Raw genomic sequence first — 19,161 nt, forward strand, 5'->3', positions numbered from 1 at the left:
CCCCCTCCTTACTTCACTTTGTTGTTGGCTGCAGCAATTTTGTTTTTACGACCCGTGTAATCAAATGCACCTGTTGCATTATCTGCAGCTTCCTTGGCAGCGGCTTTGCTTTTTTTCTTATCCTCTGATTTTTTCTTCTTTTTGGTCGTCTTCTTCTTGTCCTTTTTACTGGACTTGGCCGTTGTATTGGGCCGGCTCTTAGAGGACTTCGTTATAATTACACCAGGCTTCAGGAGTTGCTTTGTGTTGCTGTATGAAACAATCTTGACCGGCTTATGTTGTACCAGACTCATAGTGATGTGTATATTGCCTTGGCCATCTTTATAAACGATCTCCATGTTTTCAATTAACATGGTCTGGGAAAACAATTCTTCAAAATTTATTACTATCGGCTTGGGTTTCCACTTCTCCAGCAGTTGCCACGTCGTTTCTGGCCGTTTGTACGTGACGGTTTGTTTCTTATCCGTTTCCCATAATTCCCGCCACTCGCGGGGCAAAATGGTCGTAAAAGAAACCCGCTGCAACTTGGCAGTGGGTTTCCCTGTGCGCTCTTGTCCGGTAATTACGGTGAACGAGTCCACATCATTACCCGTTGTAATTTGCACTTCTGCAGGAGTAATCGGGAAGGTCAACCGGATAGCTCCCTGTGACATCGCCAACATGCTTTAACCCCCTGTCTCCAATGCTTTGTAAATCTCTTCGCCAGCTACGTCACGGATCAGGGCACGACCTGCAGGGCTCGTCAAAGCTTTTGCAAAGGAATTGAAGTCCGTAATACCTGCAGCAACTCCACTAAGATCAATGGTGACGCTGCCGATCGTTACCGACTTGTTTCCACTCGATGCTTCTGCAGACAGCGGGGTTGTGCGGACAGGGATTGCATTACTGGCCATACTCGGCCCCTCAATACCGTCTACACCGTCACGCATTGTTCCCGCAATAACATTCATTCTTTCTCGAATAGAATCCGGCCGCAATCCATCAGCGAACATCGAAACAAAGTTAGGAGCCCATTTATCTGACTTGCTAGCTGGTCCTTCGTCAGTTGGTGATGCGAATCCGAGATAGTTCTGCATGATCTTGGCAGCGTTAGAAACGGCAGAGGTTAAGGACGGGATCTGGCTAATCATACCGGATGCCATCATGCTGATGAGGTTGCTGCCCCAAGTGCTTCCTTTGCTGGATATTGTGGACAACGACTCTAGATGCCGACGAGTTAAATCGATTGCGCTCTTGGCCGATGAACTAATACCGCTGAAACTTAATGCAGCCTGACTGTTGGCACTGATTATATCCCTTGTGCTGTTCTTTGAGGTGACTCCCATATCTTTCGCTTGTTTTTCCGTTTCCTTGGCCGCTTTCCCAACCGCTTTGACGTTACTTTCAGCTTCTTTGGAATCAGATCCCTTAAACATACCTACAACGATATCCTTAAATTTATCTGCAGACTTTACAATGTCGCTATCATCCATTGCATCTTTTATCCCTTGCTTTAGGCCGCTTTTCTGCACATGTGACACGATGTTATCCATCGTCTCCTTGATTTTCTGCTCGCCTTCCTTGGTAGTGGTAGCGGTTGTGGTAATGAATGCTTCCTTCGGTAGCTGGGGTAAAACTGGTTCTTTTTTGGGGCCAAATCCCATCCAATCCTTGATAGAGCTCGTGAGATTTGATACACCATCCACGATGTCGCGAGTAATGCCGCTTGAATCGGCCCATGAACCAAGTTTTTCACCAATCCAACTTCCAGCAGCTGTTCCTAAGGCAGATCCCAGCGGGCCGCCGACTAAACCAAGGAAACCCCCAATACCCCCGCCTATCAAACTACCGGCAGTGGAGCCGCCATTGGTAGAAAGTGCTTCTTTCCAACCCTCTTCTTTTGCCACTCCGTAGAGATCATAAGCAGACATTCCAACATTTGCGATTGTACCTAAAACGCCGAGACCTTTCAAAACTCCCTTAGTGGTGCCTCCTACTCCTTTAGTCGCATCAGTTAACAAACCATTTGCATCCGTTTTGTAGTTCGTTTTTGGTGGCTTGGTCGTGGTCTTCGTATCTTTATTTTTATTCTTACCGCTAGTACTGTTATCTTGTTTAGTTTTACTGCTGACAACAGAAGTTTTACTGGTACCTGTGGATTTGTTCTTACCTTTATCTTTGCCCTTTCCCTTTCCCTTCCCTTTGCTCTTGCCGTTTCCGCCACTACCGCCGACGGAGCCATTCACGTAAACCCTTGTGGCGTTAACCTGCATGCTGGATACGAGACCAGAACCACCGATTGGAGATGGACCACCGTTGCCAATCTTACGAGTACCAGGAATCTTATTCCATGCCCAAGTTCCTGCACTTTTAACATCCCCGTAAAGATTCTTTGTACCTTTCACCATGCTCGCAGTCCCTTTAAGGGCCAAAAGACCACCCATACCGACAATGAGGAAATTAAAAAAGGTGTCAAATTCTTTGTATAGGTTGACCACCTTACTAATCCCCGTTGCTATCCCTGATCCCAGTGCTTCAATTTGAGCCTTGTTGTCGGTCAAAAGGGCGTTAAATTCCTTCATCGCAGGGACTGAAGCTTGCATGATAGTGCCGCCTATGTCTTGCATTTGATCGCTCATTTGATTTCGGGTTTGTCGATATTCTGTAAATGGATCGGCTTTCTGTTGTGCGGAAATCATTCTATCCGTTGTTCCTGCAATTTCTGCTGGAGCTGGTTCGAATGGAACAGCAAAGTTTTTAAGTATAGCTGCACCATTATCTTCAGCAGTCGCTGACCCCAATGATGTAAGTGATTGTTTTAACTCGTTCTCATCCTGACTTTTTAAGTCAGCTATCAAAGCCATGATAGCCCCTTGTGATATTTGCTCATTTGATGAATTTATATCTGCTGTAAAGGCTTGAGCTTGCAAAGCAGCATCCTTTTTCCCAGATCCTCGATCTTCAAAATATTTAGTCATGTCGTCAGTATTAAGAGCTTTAACTCCGAAAACTTCCTTGAAAAAGTCCCCTGGCTTATCATAGTTATATGCCCCATCCTGAGCCATCTTTGCAAAATAATTTGCCATTTGCCCAGAACTTCTGCCTGCATTTTTAAAGAATCCAGAGTATTCCCAAAACGAGTCTGCTACATCTTGTTGTTTATCGCCTGCAATAGAATAGGTATAGTTAATGCTGTCATTGGCTTGAGCAGGAGTTTCTCCAAATAAATTAGATACTTGTGAGATGGCCCTCAGATTCTCTTCTTTACTAGAGTCTGGTCGAACAAACATCGCTTTTGCAACTTCTTGAGCTAGACTACTTGATTGAGTCCTATCATTCATTAACGGAGCTGCATCCGCCAACAAGGCTACTGTCTCAGCTCTATTAGACGTAATTGCCTGTTTATAAATTTCATTTAAATCATTAATTCCTTGAGAACGAATATCCTCAGGCAAGAACGCTGCACTCCTGGCCACAGCGGAAGAGTAGTCTGTAACCCCACCAAACAAGGAATCAGACACACCGCCTCCCAGCACCAGACCACTTCCTAATGCTGCAAGCCCCGAGATCTTGGTGGAAATGTTATCGATCAGCGGACTAATCTGGTCATCTGCACGCAATCTTACATGAGCATCAGATATACCCCTAACCTCTGTATCAGCACGGGAAACGGAACGACGGAAGTTTTCAGCACTTGAACGAGCCCGGCGAAACAAATCACCAACGACTGCACGTCCGAGTTGTCTAGTCTCATCAGCTGCTTGTCCGACTCTGGCCCCCAGATCTCGGGCTGACTCCCCAGCGCGATGAATTGATGATGTAAATTCTTGCCCCATCCGATCTGCAGCGCGGCGAAGCCCTCCAACATCGTCCTGCGTGTTTCTTAGTCCACTCTGCATACGTCGCAGCGTACCAGATACGAGATCCCTTGCTTCTATTGGTACCGTTATTCTTCTGGCCGTAGCCATAATGTGCACCCCCTTCCCGGCCTATTTTTTGTTAAGCTTCTTCATTTCTTCTTCGGCCAACATCGATGCTGCCAAGCAAAAATGATATTGCCTGTTCTTATTGACTTCATACGGCAAGACGTCTGCAGGCAGTTTCTTCTGGTTGATCCAAAAGGATGCTACCCAGCTTGCTTCGCCGTCTCGCCGGATGAGTTTTTTGCTTCTTTCAGCAGCTCTTCCTTCGTCTCTTTAAAATTCCGAACAGCTTTTGCCAAGATCGCATAATGATCTGGGTCGTTAAGCATACGGGGTGGCAGTTCATTTTTAGTCACGCAATTGTAAGCCTTCAGGAGTTCGATGTTTTTCCAATCAAATTCGTGTTCAGTTGCCTTCACGATCATCGCGTCGATGTCGTTAAAATTCCCTTTTGGTGTGCCGTCATCGTTATATGCCACTTCATAGGCACGACGTAAATCCATGGTAGTCAGACGACGGACAGACCATTCCTCTCCATCAACTTCAACAACAATCTGTTCTGGTTCAGCTGCAGCTGTGCCGGCAGCAAGATATTTCTGTAATTTGTCGCTCACTATTAATTCCTCCAATGTTTTATAAGTTGTTTGACAAGAAAGAAAAGGAACGGTTGCCCGCTCCTATGCCATGTATTCCGGGAATTGTTCAACAAACTCGAAGTCTGTAGCTGTTCCCTCCAACGTGATATCGATACCTGTATTGCTGTCGATCTGGGCAACCAAAATATCCATGTTGCCGTGAATGTGAATCCCGGTCAAAAGAACCCGTTCAGTATTTCCCGTTTGCATATCTTCCAAGGAACCAGTGATGCGATCGAGGAACATGGTCTTACCTTTTTTAAAGTCCTCCAACAGACGATAACGCATCCTGGATTCCAACTTGGACATGACCAGTTTCACAGGGATCTCATAACCTACGATTTGTTTTGTCTTCGCCATCCGTCGAGCTCGGACAACATCCAATGTTTCAGGGTTCAGTGTGACTTCAATTTCCTTGATAGTCTGAACTGCATCCCCGTTATCATCTTCTACCGAGAGATTTCGGCCAATAAGTTCGCGTTCCATCTACTATGCCACCTCCCATGTGATATAAAATGCTTCGATGGCATCAAGCGGTTTGGCATATAGTTTGAAATAGGCGTAATCGAAGTCACTCACGTTATTCGGATCTTCCGTGAAAGTATAACCCTCATCGATTGCCTTCTGACTCCTGCGGATTGCCAAGTATTCAAGAACTGCCGCGATGAACATCCCCCGACCATTCTTGTCGTTATCAAGCCTAGCCTTCCACTTCTTAGCTGTGCTGTAGATGTCATTTAAAACCTGGTCAATTGTCATGGATACACGAATCTTCCCGAAGTCCTCACGTTCACCTGGACCCATCGTGGTTAGCGTATTGATCGCTGATTCGATGATATAGTCATATCCATCACGCGTTGCCATGAGCGTACCTTCGGCCAGACCTTTCATGACTTCGCTATGACTCCAGTCTATAGCCGCTTGTGTCATTGGCACCTTCGTACCTGTGAATGATTTGTTCGCAGGCGTACCAGCCATCAGACCAGCCACCCATGCTGCCCATTGAACCGAGTTGTATGTCTTGCCGTTGATGTGTGTACCAGCAAGAGAACAGTTAACAATGAAACGGGCGTTCATGGCTCGGCTACGCGTATTGTGCTTTTCAATGTCAGTATCGTCCAATGCAATTCCGGCAACAACTAATTGTGCAAGTCTACGGGCTTTCGTACGGCGATCAAGGAGCCACTGTTTGGCAGCCGCTTGAACTGCAGCATCTGTGGACGACAGATAGAACACGTCGAATGTCAGACCATCCACCCGATTAAAGACTCGACTCCAATCAGCTGCAGTGATTGTTGCCGTTCCAGACACAGCGCCTGTCAGTGGTGTGTATGCCACATCTGCCAGATCCACCGCACCAGTAGATTTAAGTCGGACCATATTGGATTTCTTCAGGGCTTCCTCTGCTGCAGCTTTATCAGCCAGCAAGAACGTCTCTGTATCGTAAATCCCTTTGGTATCTCGGATGATAATCTCTTTTTTAGTGGCGTCTACCAAGCTGGCCCGGATCATGTACTCAAAATCATTACCGCGTAATCCAGGATAACGCGCTTCAATGGTATAACTATCGCTAACCGTGACAGCAGCAGCCTTTTCAGATCCATTCGTCACCCGGTACCCGACCACGGTTGCGCCTGTTTCGGATGCCAGCTCTAGCTCATCCACCTGCAGACCGCTTTCCTTCAAACGTTCAGACATGTCCGCCATATCAACAGCCTGATTGACCGCACCCCACTCAGCTTGATACGGGATCAGCACACGCCCTGTCACCGGCACCACTCTGGCCTTAGCCAGTGCGATTAAATCGATATATGCCCCTGGCCTAACTCTCTGAATCGACATTCAACGTTTCCTCCTTCTTTACCGCTGGACGCAAATAGGCAACCAGTCGGGTTTGTACGTCTTGCTGAGATAGCAACACGTCTTCTTTACAGTCAAAAAGGGCACCTGCTACCTCAAAGCGTTCATGCTTCAAGATAGCTGCACCCTCAATCCATTCCTGCTTGGTCCGCTTGTTCAAATCTTGTTGAGCTGCGGGCACAAGCTTGTCCTTGCGTGTTGTGCTCATGGGGTGAGCTCCTTTCCATATCCAATGTGGAATTCATTAATCTTCGGTACCGGGATCTTCGGAACGCTAAGCAGATATGAATACCTGCAGGTGACCTCAATCCGATCCTTTTCGGGACGGTTACGCGGTGGCTCCATAATCATTGCAATACCAAAGCGTTTCGAAGCGTAGAGGTACTTCCTCTGACGTAAGAACATGAAGAATGGCGTCAGATCAAAGGGGATGGGTTCCCCTTCGTCTTCTTCCGTCACTCGTTCCTTGTCAAAATGGAACACCAGACCCGCGTCCTCCATAATTCGGTTAGCACGCGGGGTACTGACCTTATCAGATACGAGATCCGTTTCAATAAATACGGATGGAGTTTCAAAGTTCCCCGCCAGCCACTGCGCCCGATCCCGTAGGATGGTCAGATCCGGGTACACTGTACGAACAATCTCAGCCCAAGCTTTTAAACCCGCATCCATCAACGCAACACCCTTTCTAACTCTTTCTCTAGGCGTTGTATGATGAGCTGATTCATACCGCCTTCAAATTGAGCCACCGCAATATCGAAATACTTACGACCGATGAAGCTACGCGGCTTTGCCATAAATCCCCCTTTGGCATTACGGTCATACACAAAAGACCCACCACTGTTCCAGTAGCCTGGCACAAAGTGAGCCTTATGGATTGTGTACCCTTCATTGATCAACCGAGGATAGCCCCAGTCGTTTTGATTTGACGAACCAGATCCGAGATCGGAACCGACTTCCAATGTGATGGCATTACGATCAACGTCCCATTCCCATACGTTTCCTTCTCCACCGCGAGTAAACGAGTTCCACATCAGACCCGTATCAATCAGATCCTGACGGTTTATCTCATCGATGATGTGATTCAGCAGGCTTTCGCCCATCGCTTCAGCAACGTTGGTCAAGACTCGCCTCATGCCTTGATCAGCCAGCTTCTTGAATCGTCTGGCCAGCCCATCGAAGTCGTTAACGATCATTGCCCTTCACCTCACATGTCAGCAGCAATTCCATCCAGTACCTGCGTGGATTTGCATCGATCACCAAATATCGGCGACCAATCAGAACAACCTCGTCGCTGATTCTCACGTCAGCCATTTTTGGAACACCGACCGTCTTCTTGACGATGTACATAACCGGTTTAACATCTGCCTTGTCTGAGGTTTCCGTCTTTATGATATGACACTTTAGGTCTGCCACCTTGCCCGTCTTTCTATCGTTGAACAGATCATCACCGTCCCGCTTACTTCCTACCCGGTACACAGCAAGCGGCGTTTTAAACCGATGATTCACAGCAAATAGGCCGTGATGTTACCATCATCCGGCCCTTCCTGTTGTTTCTTCACCCACAAGAATAAGATCGCATCCACATCCGGGTTCCCCGTGGTCTTACCTGCGATGGCCTGCCGGGTGTATGTCCAAGCCCCATCGCTCTCGGAAGCATAGTTCCGGGCGACAGCTGCCAAGTATTCCTCACTGTCCTGCAGGGCAAGCCCTTCAGCCAACTTCACCCATGCAAGCATGAGCTGCCGATCCACAATTTCAGGAAAGGGAATGGGTAAATAGAGTTCGATTCGAACCTGGGCGTCATCAATATACTGATCCAATTGCTCAGGTGTTGCCTCCTGAACGGGAGAAACTCGACTACGCTGTTGGAGGATCGTTGCTGTCAGCACCTTGACCGTCAGCTCCCTCCGCATTTTTGCCTACAGGCGGCAGTGAGTCTTCGCCTTTCAAGGCTTTAATCAATTCGGACTTCTTCATATCCGAAAAACCTTCAATTTTGGCGTCTTTAGCCTTATCTTTGAGCTGTGGTACAGTCAGGTCTTCCAAGGGAATGACCTTTTCATCATTAACTTCGAAATCATTTCGCTCACGAAAATGCTTGGCCGTTGTCTCGCTTTCAACCAAAACGGGAACCTTAGCCGGAAATCGGATTCCATGCAGCATCAATGAGGCATTTTTCCCGCGATATGTGATGTACGGCATTAGAACGTCACCCCTTCTGCATAACCTACTGCTGCAGGCTCTTCAAAAATAGAATCCAAGTCAGAGTGGATAGCATAGAATCGTTTATCCGCATAAATGGCTTCTTTACCTTCTGTCGTTTTGCGGATCTGCATGTCATAGGTGTTTACCAAAGCAAAGTTTTGGTGATACGTGAAGATCACCGCACCCTCTGGCATATGTGCCACTTCCTCAACATCATAAGAATTAATTTTCTTCACGCCGCCCATGATTTGCAATTGGATCGATGCACTGGTATCTTTTTCAGCCAGTTTCTGCAGTCGTTCGGAGAACGTGTTAGGGTGCATGAAATATTTGAACACACCCGCTGCGCGTAGACGCGTCGGAATAGAACGTTCCAGTTCAAAGAAAATCCCGACCTTCTTATCGGTTGGAAGTGTTGACCAGTCGATGACGTTGCCTTTTTCTTTTGCTACCTTCAACCAGCCATCATTGATTTTCAAGAAGTCGTAATCTGGATCAGTGTTTGGTGTTGCTGTATCACCATTAAATCCGAGATCCTGCATGTTATCACCATAGTTCTTCGTCATTGCCGTCATGATGATAGCTTCAGCATCTTGACCGCGAACGCGCTGCGTCTGGCGGATAAACTCTTCCGTAATCTCGAACGGCAACACAACTGGTGCAACCGCATAAGGAACTTGCGGGAACGTAGGTCCTGTAATATTGGTGGCCATGTTGTTCTCCACCTTGCCACGAAGATTACGACCAGTTACCCCAATTTTGTCAATTGTACCCTTGGCACTTGTGCGGGTAATCGTGCGAATGCCTTTCAAGAACTCCGTCGATTCATAAGCCATAGCCATAAATGCATCCACTTGCTGATAGTTAAGTGCCGGTGTATCCATGGTTGTAACGGTAGTCGATTTAACGATCTGTCCATTGGTTCTCATATGTTTAATAATCTCCCTTCGATTTTAAGAAAATTAGAGTAAGCCGCTGAAGCTTACAGCTTCTTCTGACTTCTGAATATTTTCATCTTGCGCGCCACCCTGAGCAGATCCACCACGGCTGTTTTTGACGATCTGTACGTCAGCAGCCAGCGTGTTCATTTGCTGGGTCAATGGTTCAAGAGCCTTGGCAATAGCGTCGGTCACCGCATCTGCTTGAGGATCTGCATCCTTCCCTGCATCGGGTGTTCCAGCATTAGGATCTGGATCGCTTTCGCCATCCTGTTTCTTTAATTCAGTCACATCAGCAGCCAATACTTCCATTTGTTTAACAATAGGTCCAACGGCAGCCTGTACGGCTTTTACAATGTCATCTGCTTTCAAATCTTCTTCCTCCTCTTGCCCCTCATCATCTGCTGGAGCTGTCTTGTTTTTTAATTCGGTTAATGCAGCAATGGCGTCATCAACATGCTTGAGATTACCTGCGGAAATTTTCTTCCCAGCTTTGGCGATCTGCTCGGGCGGGGTACCAATGGCCTTCACGATGTCTTCCTGCACCAATACGTCCTGGGCAATCTCAACGAAATCCTGTAAGGCATCACGAATAACCTCGGGATCTGTTTCCATACCTGATTCCCATGAGTCCCAACGAAAAAGAACCGCGTTCAGGGCGTCTTGCGCTGCCCAAAATTCGCGGTTCTTCCGGTTCTTATTGTATTTGTCAGCTACAACCCCTTTGATGATCGGTGCTACTGCTGCAGTAATCGCCTTTTTAATGTTGTGCAAGAGACCTTTAGACACCTCTGTATCCTCGACTTCCTCACGTTTACCAACGCCAAACATGGAAAATCCAGTTATCTCACCCTTTTGTATGTCTTCCCATGTATCATCGTCAGTGACTTTAACGCCAGCGACCCATGATCCTTTAGAAATCACTTGATCACCAATCTCCATATCACACGGAGCAATATAGGATTCGACCACATACCCCTTGTCAGCATCCAGGTCGTGCTGCTTATCGATGTTGTAGGTATGCTGATTCTCCATGAACAAATGAGCTGCCTTCTCGATCTCCACAGCATCCATCATGTCACCATGGGCATCTTCCACATCTGGTTGATACACCACACCGATAACGATGTGCTTTGTGTCGTCCACCTTTGCGATCTGGACCTGTTTCTGAATGGCATTTTTGCCTGCCGCCTTGATAATAGCAAACGGTACACCGTTGGCCCCCTTATCCACGAGCGACAAGTGCGTAATTTTTGCGTCCTTCATTTTGAAAGTCATTTCTTCTTTCACCTCCTCTCATATATAACTCCATAGCAAACAGGCATGACCACAACAGCACCATACCAACACTTCTCATATTCAGTTCACCTCACTAATCAAGTACCAGCTGCATCGAGCAGCGGCAATTCATGATTTCTTCAGGAGATCCGGCAGGATCACCAGGATACATCAACTTGCTTCTGCCAACCTTAAAGAGCTTATCCAGATCCACCGTTTGACCATTTGCCTTGCGGTGAGTCTTTCGGGTTCTCGTACCGGCAGCCGAACGCCATTTCTTTCCTTTAGCAACCTCAGACTGCTTCCAACCTTCCAACTTACCACCGTTGGCTGCTGCTGTACTCATGGTTCGTGAGATCCGCTGAGCTCGTTGCATGGTAAAAGGTCCATCTTCACCCGTGGCAGCTATAGCGCTGATCTCTTGCACCAACAACGCACGTTCCGATGGTGTCTTTCCTTCCTCAATCGCTTTTTCAAAGCTTCGCAGTAATGTGTCCGTGGAAGCTTTGTTCATATCTGGTACCAGGTCACGGATCTCCTTAACAAAATGTTTAGCAGCCTTATTCCCCGTACTCCAAATCTTTTCCTCGTCCAGCTGCAGCAGTTCCGTTTCTCCTGCTAGATCGAATAACGGTTCAAACGCTTCTTGCACCGCTGTTTCAAACAGATCACTAAAGACATCGGATGTGTGCAATGCAAGGAGAACCTTTCCCAGCTCACCGATGTCACCAAGCGATTCCTCGCTCAGTTCAGCTATCGCATTCTGGAGTGCCTGACCTTGCAGCTCCAATATTTCCATGATCCGGTCCTCACCCTGCTTGTACAACTCTTCCAGCAGCTTACGCTCCACGTATGACAATTCCAGACTATCCAGAAACTCATCATCATCTGCTTTAGCAATCAGTTTCCAACAAGACTCACACATGGACGCCCACCTCAGCAGATCCCTTTCGTAATAGACGCTTGGCGATGATTGAAACACGCTCCTGCAGATCGTTAGTATCGCCTTCGCCTTCAGGATCAAGAATAGCCGGCTGGCTTCCTGCCAGTTGGGCAATCGGCGTATCCAGGTATTCCGGGCTGTACTTGCTTTCATCGATTGTCGTACCAAGGACATCCTCTGCGATTGGAATCAAGTCACGAACCAGCATAATGCCACGATCAGCAATAAAGTCCAACATTGCCTTGCGGTCCTCAGGATCAATAATGCTTGGTGCACGGAGGACTGCCTTCACTCGAAAGATTCCCATGGCTGGGAACAGACGCTTATTGAAGATCTCGTTCATGATCCATTTGCGATACGGCTCAAAGACCTGCTCTTCAGCAAATGCCAACGCTGCCTGAGCTGTCGCCCGATTATAGTCTGAGCTTTGCCCGACAAGAATCGGCGGCAAGCGGAAGGATGACAGGATATCTGCCTTCTTCTCTTTTCCATACTCCAGGAACAAGGCATCCTGCTGCAGAAGGTCATTCAGCTTGTCCAAATTGACAGATACCTTCTCCACCTTTTCATCCAACGGCCCGCCTGTCTCTTTGCCTTGTGCTTCGAGGTACAAAATGCCCCCCTGGGACTGTGAACCTTTCACATTCTTCAGCAGCTCCATGGATTGCTTCGTAAGGCGTCCATTTGTGACCGTTAAGATCATGGAGAGCATACGGCCATTGCTGAAATAGGACACGTTCAGTTCCTCAGCTTCCCGGGAACCAACTACACCAGGGGCGTTGCCGAACCAACGGGGTTCACCATAACCCTCATCGTCCCCGATGCATAAAGGAATGATTTGATTGCCCTCACCCTCAGTCCCGAATAGTCGAAACCACACTACTGATGTACCACGCTTCATGGCATACCGCCGGGCATAGATTTGTTGTGAGAATTCTTCAATCTTTTTTGTGGAGCTGATTCGGATTTTCCGTTTAATTGTTGCCTGTTTGCTTTCCTTGGTGTACCGTACAAATTTCGGATTCATCCGAAAGATCGTCGGGAATTCACTCCCGCTCGGCCAAGCAACTTCCAAATTAGCCATCCCTGTACTTTCCAAGTCCTCAATAAGCTCACCGATTATTTCCTCAGGATTGTCTTGAAGGTTACAAGTCTCCAAGAAGCGTTCAGCGAGGTTCCATTCTTCCTTGGCTGTATCGTCACTCTCACCCGGCAAATATTCCAGTGCGATACCATGTCCAGCGATGTTCCGCCTATAGGCCTCGATGCACTGAGGAATGATGTTGCTGTTCTTCACAAGTTGTCTGCAGCTGGTCGGATCGTTACCTGGTTCGAATGGCAACAGGCCGTGCTGATCGTATAAGCTGTCGAATACATCGGGAAGCTGGGCGCTCGATGGAATGTGCTTCCCTTCTTCCTTTGCAAATGAAACCCATGTCGCATTGCCATCACTCAATTAAATCCACCCCGCTCCCCCATTGTGTTCTTCATGCTTCGATTCCTCCTGTTGCTGTTGTTTTCTCTTGAACCATTCGAACCACTTATCAGCTACCTGACGCACCTGCAGGGCAATGGAATAAGCCATGATACGGTCATCGTGACAACCGCTATCCGCTTCGGCCTTCCCTTTGTTATCAATAAACGTCATACACTCACTGTACAGATCAGGACAGTAAATATCGTACAGCTCATCCCGAATGGCTTCCTTGAAGTCGGATATCATGACAGGTCTGGTTGCCTTATTGGTTTCCCATCCAAGCTTGCCCTTCTTGTGCAGGAACAGCAGCGGGTAATGACATGTGTTGAACAACGTATTGAGAACAGATTCCCCGGTGTTGTTATTCTCAACTGCCAGCAGTGCTGTGTTGTAATACAAACCGAGCCTGTTTAGCTTTTTACCGTATAAGTCGGTATCCCATTTGCCGTAAAGTGCGGCACACATTTCACCTGTACGTGCATCGATCACATAAGCTGCATCATAGTCGCCATCCTCGGTTCCCTTGGCCGTATCTGCGGACAGAATGTACCGTTTCCCCTGCTCCGGCTGACGATAGATGACCAGTTCTCCTGCGTGTGCTGGGCTAACCTTCTCCTTAACAAAATCCACTTCGTAACGGCTACCTTTAAGCTCAATCGCATCCCGCAATCGCTTGATGAATTTGTTATCGAAGATTCCTTCACCAGACAATAAGAATGCGTCATCTGGTTCGGAAGGGTATTCTTGATCGAATTGCCGCGGATCGCCACCACAATCGTTCCGTATGGTATACCGTCGCCATTGCAACTGCTCATCATCCAAACCGAATTTTGCTTTTAGCTCCAATTCATCTTCGGTCAGTTCAAAGCCAGGCGGTAACGGCTTGCGGTAATCTGGCATTTCAAACCATGCAAAAAAGAGCGGAGAAAAATCATTCTCGCCCTTGACGGCTGCATCCCATATTTGCTTAAACTCTTCCATACCATTCGCTGTGGATTCAATAATTCCAATACTCCCAGCTTCCTTGGACAGTGCGGCCAAGAGTGACAACAAGTGACGTTTCTTTTTTTTCGCAGGCCAGAACGCCACTTCGGATGCATGCAGGTAATGAATCGTATCCGAACGGGCAAGTACCCGGCTTTCCGCTGTTTGAACAGTGATCTTTGATTTCAGCCCTGGATTCCTTCGGCGGTCTGCTGTCCGGATCGCGGGATTCTCAAAAGTCAGCTTCTTGGCATTGTTCTTTCGAGTCATTGGCTGGATAACCGAAGGCACCTTTTCATAGTAAAGCTGGAACATGTCGAATAGGTTACTTGAAGCATCCGAGGACTGAGCAACAATAAATGCATTCTTTGCTTCCTGCAGGGACGTGAAATAGTAGATTAACGCCTCTGTCACAGTGGAAAATCCCATTTGTCTGGCTTTAAGTATGATAATTCGAACGGGCTTCCCTGCTTCTAGATCCTCAATTACTTTGGCAGCATAACGCCGCTGGGCATCATTGAGGATTAACCGAACCATGGCCCCGGACTTGTCTTTAATCTTGAGCATGCGGTAACAAAACTGTTCGAAATCAAGCAGGATCGCCTTCAATTCGGCCAACTTGTCCGGTCGTTGTTGCAGCTTACGCTTGATTCGACGACGGTGTTCCTTTGCTATTGCGATCACCAATCTAAATCATCCCCATCGTCTTCATCTTCATCGTCATCACCTTCTCCCTCATCACCGCCATGACCCAACGCCTTATACTTGTCCAGTTCAAGACGTTCACGGGCGATTCTCAATTTCTCTTCTTTTTGCTGTAGGCTGGCAATCAGATTAATGACCCGCAGCTTCTTATCCCTCGTCTTCACTAGGGCTTCCTCTTGTTTGAGGATCTTATCCAGCTTAGACGTGACAACGGTAGTGATCTCGGTGACCTTCATTCCCTCAGTGGTAACAGGCACTGTGATTTGTTTTCCCGTCTTAGGGCTCAACATAGAAACCTTGTCCTGACGTTCCATAAGTTCCTGCTTGGTCTTACGTTCCTCGTCAGTCAGACCTTCTTCAAGTAGCTTGACCCGTTTCATGTGCCGGCGTTCCTGAAGAGTTAGCATGATTAGTTGTTCCTCAAGCTGTACAAGTGGCGACGTGTCGATCTGCACAAACATTTCCTGTTCATCAGGCTCTAACGCATCCAGGAAAATTGTTTCATACATGCCAGTCTTGAGCGCATGCTTGTTTCGATATGGACCACCTTCACCGCCACGGTTCCCCACAGCATTCTGGTTACCTCGGGGAGCGCCGCCTTTATTGCCAACTGCATTCTTGTTGCCTTTGGGCGCTCCCCTTGATTTCGGAACGCTCCCATTCGCTCCATTTGGAGCGCTCCCTTTGGATTCACCCAAAACGCTCCCATTCAATTCGTCTTCCCAACGATCCATGGACTTCCATTTACGGACCCTGGATTCGGGAACAGAAAGAGCGGCGGCGATGTCTTTTAGCTTCATCGTCCCGCCGCTCTCCAGCCACATCAGTTTAGCCTTGTCCCGTTCAGGACTTCTCTCTCTGGCCATCTACATTCATCACCACCCCCAAATATTTATCTTAAATTTGACGATATATAAATCAAAGGAGGAGTCTACAATTGTTACAACTCGAACACATTGGAAAAGAAGGATTATTTAGTGCTGCAATTTCAATAGTTATTCTGTTATCTATTAGAATTGCAGCTAAAATCTTCTCAGGTAAAGATATTAAAAAAACATACCGGATAATCAATAAATACTTAAAAGATATTATTAGTGAAAACATGTTAGGAAAAAAGAAAGATATACCAAAATATTATGAGGCATATAGCATTCTTAAAAAACAATCTCCTAACAAGTTTGAATATACACACATAGAGCTATTAGAGAAGCGTAATCTAAATAGTTTTACTACCTTTCCAGACATTATAGGTCAATACTCAATTCCAATTAGCTTGATTTTAGCTACAACTACTAGTCTAGTTCCTATATCAGTTGGAATGTATAATAGCTCTAAGGATGTTGAGTATATTAAAACATCCTTAACTATGATTAATAACTTAATTCTCTTTGCACTTAGGTTGATATTTATCATTTACACATTTCATCAAGCTAAAAAAATTCTAGAAAAAGAACATCGGAAGATAGACAACATAATTTCACTTCACTTGACAATAATTGAACGAGTATTAAAAAAATCAGATTAGTTCGTCCTGCTGAAGCTTAATATCCAACTCGATGAGACGTTCTAGATCCTGAACCGTCTGCATCTTTATATGTCCAGCCTGTAGGTCTTTAACCCATTGGGCAATTGCTGCCTTGACGATTTTACGATACTGTTCTTTTGATTCAAGGATGCCCTCCATGACTTCAAGCTCATGCTGCAACAAAATTTCATCTGGCGTTCTCATGCGTACCCCTCGGCTTTCCTGTATGATGGAATGCGAGATAGCGGCGGTGTCGATAAATGCCGCGCGCGGCGGGCCGCTATCTCAGCCGGGGGATACCCTGGGTGATCAGGGGGACGTTACAGCGTCCTCCTTTTTATTTCCGCAATGTTTGTCTAAATGGGAGTTACATAAGAAAAACCACCTATTGAATAGGTGGTAAAGTCGCACTATGTTTTTTAAGGAAACCCCGTTACACCCATGAAATGATTAAAGCAATAACAAGTAAGCAGTTAAAGATAATACTTGAAACCATAACAAGACTTCTCCATTCTGGTTCCGATCTGTGAACAGGATTCACTAGTATTGCCAATTTATCATTGAGTTCATGGAGAGCTTCATTTAACCATAAAATATGAGTTCTTATTATATCATCTAGCGTCTTCGCTTCCTTGTATCCGAAATTTTGAGACTCAATTATAGAAAGTTGAGCGTTTCCTTTTTTCTCATGTTGACTCATAAGTTCCCTAATGGATGCTGTAAGCATGTATACGTGGTCTACTTCCTCTTCCATTATTCTTTTATCCAAAAAAGGTGAAGCTTTTGCTATTACTTTTCTAAAAGTACTATCCACACTCTTAAAACCTTCTTTTATTGTTGAACTGATTCCATATTTTGATTGATTTATGAGAGTTAATGTTTCAGCTGTCAATTCAAATATATCTACGATAGTTAAATGCAAAGTATCAATTTTTCTTTCAAGATATTTTTCTTCACCTTTTCTAATTGAATTGGTCTTCCACATGAAATAATCTATGACTTTATTAATAATTAAAACAACTAAAGTCGTTGCAGCAGCAATAGCTGCACTTATTAAAGGTATAAACTCTTTATCCATAATCTTCTCCTATAGTTTTCAATAGTGAACTTTACTATGTGTTTAATTATACCATATCAATAAGCCTTTTTATCAAAACTGGTTTAATGCCAGTTGCCTCCTGGTAGCGTTGTTTAATTACATCACAGAACTTCGGATCAATCTCCATGGTCCTGCAAAGACGATCCATCTGATCACAAGTCATCAGCGTTGATCCACTTCCTCCAAAGAGATCCACGACAATATTTCCAGGTCGGCTGCTGTTCTTAATCGGTATGGCCAATAGTTCCAGCGGCTTCTGCGTAGGATGAACGTACTTGCTAACATCCCCACGGGATACTTCCCAAACCGTTGATGGTTCAGCTTCTTCAACTGGTAGGCCAGCTCGCCAAACTGTGCTTTGCCGTCGATCCCCATACCAGGAAGGAGCCTTCTTCTTCAGGTGAGCATAGAAAACAGGTTCATGCTGCCAACGATACTGCGACCAGCCGAACGATGCCGCGTTCTTAACCCACACGCACTGACTCCGAACAACAATACCTGCAGCATTCATGGCATCTTCGAATTCTCTCTGATAAGACGAAGGATGGAAAACATAAATACCTGCTGCCAGATCCATCAAACTAGCATAACGTTCAAATACTGCATGCAAAAAGCCCACAAATTCCTCTGCATGCATGTCGTCATTTTGTATCCTGCTGCGGCCATCAGCGGCTAATCGGGCAGAATCACTCTCGACAGCAACGTTATAAGGTGGGTCCGTCACTACCAAGTCGGCCTTCTCTCCATCCATCAAGCAACCGACATCCTCTTCACTGGTAGAGTCCCCGCACATAAGAAGGTGAGGACCAAGCTGCCATATATCCCCCCGCTGCGTCTCAGGAACCTGAATCTTATCCAAAGCACCTTGAACGTCAAAGTCATCCTCAACGACGGGTTCATCGATCTCTGTATCCGGAATCGTCCCAAACTCTGCGATTAGATCCTCGAATTCTTCTTGGTCAAAGCCAGACAGTGTCAAATCTGCCCCGCCCTCCTGCAGCTCTTCCAACAATCTACCTAATGCCTCATCATTCCAGCGCCCTGACACTTTGTTTAAAGCGATGTTCAGGAGCCGTTCCTGTTGATCGTCGAGATCCACAACAGAAACCTGCAGCTCAGTATGGCCCTGCTCATTAACCAGGATCTTATAACGTTGATGGCCACCGACCATGTTTCCTGTGCGTTCATTCCAGACGATCGGCTCCACATAACCGAATTTTTCGATGCTACGCTTCAGCTTTTCATACTCTGGATCTCCAGGCTGAAGGTCAACACGAGGGTTATAGGCTGCTGCATTAATCTGATCGATTGGTACGATTCTGATGTTCATTGTATAGTCCCACCTTAGTTGAATAAGTAATGTACTTTTGATATGTTGAATCAAATACGCATGAGCTCATATAAGCATGTAAGGAGGATATTTATGTCGGTTATAATTGCAACAGATGATCTTGAACTCACATGCCCTCACTGCAATGGAGAAAAACTTGAGATTATCAATGAAGAGAGAGTGACTTGTTCGAAATGCGATGGAAAAGGCGTTATTTTAACTGCACTAGGTCAAACATTACTCCACTTCTTTAAAAAACATACTTAGTTTTTACAAT

Annotated in this window: 22 protein-coding genes; 2 read left to right on the forward strand and 20 right to left on the reverse strand. The window is 46.3% G+C overall.

Features of this window, described 5'->3' with window-relative positions:
- Positions 1-8: 8 nt before the first annotated feature.
- From PQG66_RS11480 to PQG66_RS11560, 17 genes are all read right to left on the reverse strand, one after another.
- Positions 9-662, reverse strand: coding sequence for a hypothetical protein (locus PQG66_RS11480; protein ID WP_272037798.1), 654 nt, complete (start codon positions 660-662; stop codon positions 9-11).
- Positions 663-665: 3 nt separating this feature from the next.
- On the reverse strand, positions 666-3,947 hold the full coding sequence (locus PQG66_RS11485) for a hypothetical protein (protein WP_272037799.1): 3,282 nt from the start codon (positions 3,945-3,947) through the stop codon (positions 666-668).
- Positions 3,948-4,105: 158 nt separating this feature from the next.
- Complete coding sequence (locus PQG66_RS11490; protein ID WP_272037800.1) at positions 4,106-4,516, reverse strand: hypothetical protein; 411 nt, start codon at positions 4,514-4,516, stop codon at positions 4,106-4,108.
- 63 nt (positions 4,517-4,579) lie between these two features.
- Positions 4,580-5,023: a phage tail tube protein gene (locus PQG66_RS11495; protein ID WP_272037801.1), complete on the reverse strand. Its 444-nt coding sequence runs from the start codon at positions 5,021-5,023 to the stop codon at positions 4,580-4,582.
- A 3-nt stretch (positions 5,024-5,026) separates the two neighbouring features.
- The gene (locus PQG66_RS11500) at positions 5,027-6,379 is read right to left on the reverse strand and encodes a phage tail sheath subtilisin-like domain-containing protein (RefSeq protein WP_272037802.1); all 1,353 of its coding nucleotides are present in this window, start codon (positions 6,377-6,379) and stop codon (positions 5,027-5,029) included.
- Complete coding sequence (locus tag PQG66_RS11505; protein WP_272037803.1) at positions 6,360-6,605, reverse strand: hypothetical protein; 246 nt, start codon at positions 6,603-6,605, stop codon at positions 6,360-6,362. Before PQG66_RS11505 ends, PQG66_RS11500 begins: the two co-directional genes overlap by 20 nt.
- Complete coding sequence (locus PQG66_RS11510; protein WP_272037804.1) at positions 6,602-7,069, reverse strand: hypothetical protein; 468 nt, start codon at positions 7,067-7,069, stop codon at positions 6,602-6,604. Before PQG66_RS11510 ends, PQG66_RS11505 begins: the two co-directional genes overlap by 4 nt.
- Complete coding sequence (locus PQG66_RS11515; RefSeq protein ID WP_272037805.1) at positions 7,069-7,593, reverse strand: HK97 gp10 family phage protein; 525 nt, start codon at positions 7,591-7,593, stop codon at positions 7,069-7,071. The genes PQG66_RS11510 and PQG66_RS11515 overlap by 1 nt, the downstream gene beginning before the upstream one ends.
- The gene (locus PQG66_RS11520) at positions 7,583-7,906 is read right to left on the reverse strand and encodes a hypothetical protein (protein ID WP_272037806.1); all 324 of its coding nucleotides are present in this window, start codon (positions 7,904-7,906) and stop codon (positions 7,583-7,585) included. Before PQG66_RS11520 ends, PQG66_RS11515 begins: the two co-directional genes overlap by 11 nt.
- Positions 7,903-8,289: a hypothetical protein gene (locus PQG66_RS11525; RefSeq protein WP_272037807.1), complete on the reverse strand. Its 387-nt coding sequence runs from the start codon at positions 8,287-8,289 to the stop codon at positions 7,903-7,905. Before PQG66_RS11525 ends, PQG66_RS11520 begins: the two co-directional genes overlap by 4 nt.
- Complete coding sequence (locus PQG66_RS11530) at positions 8,258-8,602, reverse strand: Rho termination factor N-terminal domain-containing protein (RefSeq protein WP_272037808.1); 345 nt, start codon at positions 8,600-8,602, stop codon at positions 8,258-8,260. Before PQG66_RS11530 ends, PQG66_RS11525 begins: the two co-directional genes overlap by 32 nt.
- Positions 8,602-9,534: a phage major capsid protein gene (locus tag PQG66_RS11535; protein ID WP_272037809.1), complete on the reverse strand. Its 933-nt coding sequence runs from the start codon at positions 9,532-9,534 to the stop codon at positions 8,602-8,604. Before PQG66_RS11535 ends, PQG66_RS11530 begins: the two co-directional genes overlap by 1 nt.
- 33 nt (positions 9,535-9,567) lie before the next feature.
- Positions 9,568-10,821 (reverse strand): XkdF-like putative serine protease domain-containing protein, encoded by a 1,254-nt coding sequence (locus PQG66_RS11540; RefSeq protein WP_272037810.1) that lies wholly within the window; start codon positions 10,819-10,821, stop codon positions 9,568-9,570.
- A gap of 94 nt (positions 10,822-10,915) precedes the next feature.
- Positions 10,916-11,746: a phage minor head protein gene (locus tag PQG66_RS11545; protein ID WP_272037811.1), complete on the reverse strand. Its 831-nt coding sequence runs from the start codon at positions 11,744-11,746 to the stop codon at positions 10,916-10,918.
- Positions 11,739-13,220 carry a phage portal protein gene (locus PQG66_RS11550; RefSeq protein ID WP_272037812.1) on the reverse strand — a complete coding sequence of 494 codons (1,482 nt, stop codon included), beginning with the start codon at positions 13,218-13,220 and terminating at the stop codon, positions 11,739-11,741. Before PQG66_RS11550 ends, PQG66_RS11545 begins: the two co-directional genes overlap by 8 nt.
- A complete protein-coding gene (locus PQG66_RS11555) occupies positions 13,221-14,909 on the reverse strand; it encodes a DNA packaging protein (protein WP_272037813.1) in 1,689 nt (562 codons plus the stop codon). It abuts the gene before it with no gap.
- Positions 14,906-15,796: a phage terminase small subunit-related protein gene (locus PQG66_RS11560; RefSeq protein WP_272037814.1), complete on the reverse strand. Its 891-nt coding sequence runs from the start codon at positions 15,794-15,796 to the stop codon at positions 14,906-14,908. The genes PQG66_RS11555 and PQG66_RS11560 overlap by 4 nt, the downstream gene beginning before the upstream one ends.
- Before the next feature lie 71 nt (positions 15,797-15,867).
- On the opposite strand from PQG66_RS11560, the gene PQG66_RS11565 reads away from it, so the two are divergent.
- The gene (locus PQG66_RS11565; RefSeq protein WP_272037815.1) at positions 15,868-16,455 is read left to right on the forward strand and encodes a hypothetical protein; all 588 of its coding nucleotides are present in this window, start codon (positions 15,868-15,870) and stop codon (positions 16,453-16,455) included.
- Here the strand turns inward: PQG66_RS11565 and PQG66_RS11570 are convergent.
- The 3 genes from PQG66_RS11570 to PQG66_RS11580 all read right to left on the reverse strand — a co-directional run bounded on the left by PQG66_RS11570 (position 16,447) and on the right by PQG66_RS11580 (position 18,884).
- On the reverse strand, positions 16,447-16,659 hold the full coding sequence (locus tag PQG66_RS11570; RefSeq protein WP_272037816.1) for a hypothetical protein: 213 nt from the start codon (positions 16,657-16,659) through the stop codon (positions 16,447-16,449). The two genes, PQG66_RS11565 and PQG66_RS11570, sit on opposite strands and share 9 nt — an antisense overlap.
- 229 nt (positions 16,660-16,888) lie before the next feature.
- The gene (locus PQG66_RS11575) at positions 16,889-17,533 is read right to left on the reverse strand and encodes a hypothetical protein (RefSeq protein ID WP_272037817.1); all 645 of its coding nucleotides are present in this window, start codon (positions 17,531-17,533) and stop codon (positions 16,889-16,891) included.
- A gap of 46 nt (positions 17,534-17,579) precedes the next feature.
- A complete protein-coding gene (locus PQG66_RS11580) occupies positions 17,580-18,884 on the reverse strand; it encodes a site-specific DNA-methyltransferase (RefSeq protein WP_272037818.1) in 1,305 nt (434 codons plus the stop codon).
- 93 nt (positions 18,885-18,977) lie between these two features.
- Between PQG66_RS11580 and PQG66_RS11585 the strand changes: the two genes are divergently transcribed.
- Entirely contained in the window at positions 18,978-19,151 is a 174-nt protein-coding gene (locus tag PQG66_RS11585; protein ID WP_272037819.1) for a tryptophan RNA-binding attenuation protein, read from the forward strand.
- The last annotated feature ends 10 nt before the right edge of the window (positions 19,152-19,161 follow it).

The sequence above is a fragment of the Paenibacillus sp. JJ-100 genome (assembly GCF_948329825.1).
Taxonomy (GTDB): Bacteria; Bacillota; Bacilli; order Paenibacillales; family Paenibacillaceae; genus Paenibacillus.

Excerpts from the sequence above, each read along its gene's own strand:
- PQG66_RS11530 (WP_272037808.1), bottom strand. The coding sequence starts at position 8,602 with ATGCCGTACATCACATATCGCGGGAAAAATGCCTCATTGATGCTGCAT.
- PQG66_RS11495 (WP_272037801.1), bottom strand. The coding sequence starts at position 5,023 with ATGGAACGCGAACTTATTGGCCGAAATCTCTCGGTAGAAGATGATAAC.
- PQG66_RS11535 (WP_272037809.1), bottom strand. The coding sequence starts at position 9,534 with ATGAGAACCAATGGACAGATCGTTAAATCGACTACCGTTACAACCATG.
- PQG66_RS11560 (WP_272037814.1), bottom strand. The coding sequence starts at position 15,796 with ATGGCCAGAGAGAGAAGTCCTGAACGGGACAAGGCTAAACTGATGTGG.
- PQG66_RS11510 (WP_272037804.1), bottom strand. The coding sequence starts at position 7,069 with ATGGATGCGGGTTTAAAAGCTTGGGCTGAGATTGTTCGTACAGTGTAC.
- PQG66_RS11585 (WP_272037819.1), top strand. The coding sequence starts at position 18,978 with ATGTCGGTTATAATTGCAACAGATGATCTTGAACTCACATGCCCTCAC.
- PQG66_RS11485 (WP_272037799.1), bottom strand. The coding sequence starts at position 3,947 with ATGGCTACGGCCAGAAGAATAACGGTACCAATAGAAGCAAGGGATCTC.
- PQG66_RS11545 (WP_272037811.1), bottom strand. The coding sequence starts at position 11,746 with ATGTGTGAGTCTTGTTGGAAACTGATTGCTAAAGCAGATGATGATGAG.
- PQG66_RS11570 (WP_272037816.1), bottom strand. The coding sequence starts at position 16,659 with ATGAGAACGCCAGATGAAATTTTGTTGCAGCATGAGCTTGAAGTCATG.
- PQG66_RS11580 (WP_272037818.1), bottom strand. The coding sequence starts at position 18,884 with ATGAACATCAGAATCGTACCAATCGATCAGATTAATGCAGCAGCCTAT.
- PQG66_RS11515 (WP_272037805.1), bottom strand. The coding sequence starts at position 7,593 with ATGATCGTTAACGACTTCGATGGGCTGGCCAGACGATTCAAGAAGCTG.
- PQG66_RS11500 (WP_272037802.1), bottom strand. The coding sequence starts at position 6,379 with ATGTCGATTCAGAGAGTTAGGCCAGGGGCATATATCGATTTAATCGCA.
- PQG66_RS11575 (WP_272037817.1), bottom strand. The coding sequence starts at position 17,533 with ATGGATAAAGAGTTTATACCTTTAATAAGTGCAGCTATTGCTGCTGCA.
- PQG66_RS11505 (WP_272037803.1), bottom strand. The coding sequence starts at position 6,605 with ATGAGCACAACACGCAAGGACAAGCTTGTGCCCGCAGCTCAACAAGAT.
- PQG66_RS11480 (WP_272037798.1), bottom strand. The coding sequence starts at position 662 with ATGTTGGCGATGTCACAGGGAGCTATCCGGTTGACCTTCCCGATTACT.
- PQG66_RS11540 (WP_272037810.1), bottom strand. The coding sequence starts at position 10,821 with ATGACTTTCAAAATGAAGGACGCAAAAATTACGCACTTGTCGCTCGTG.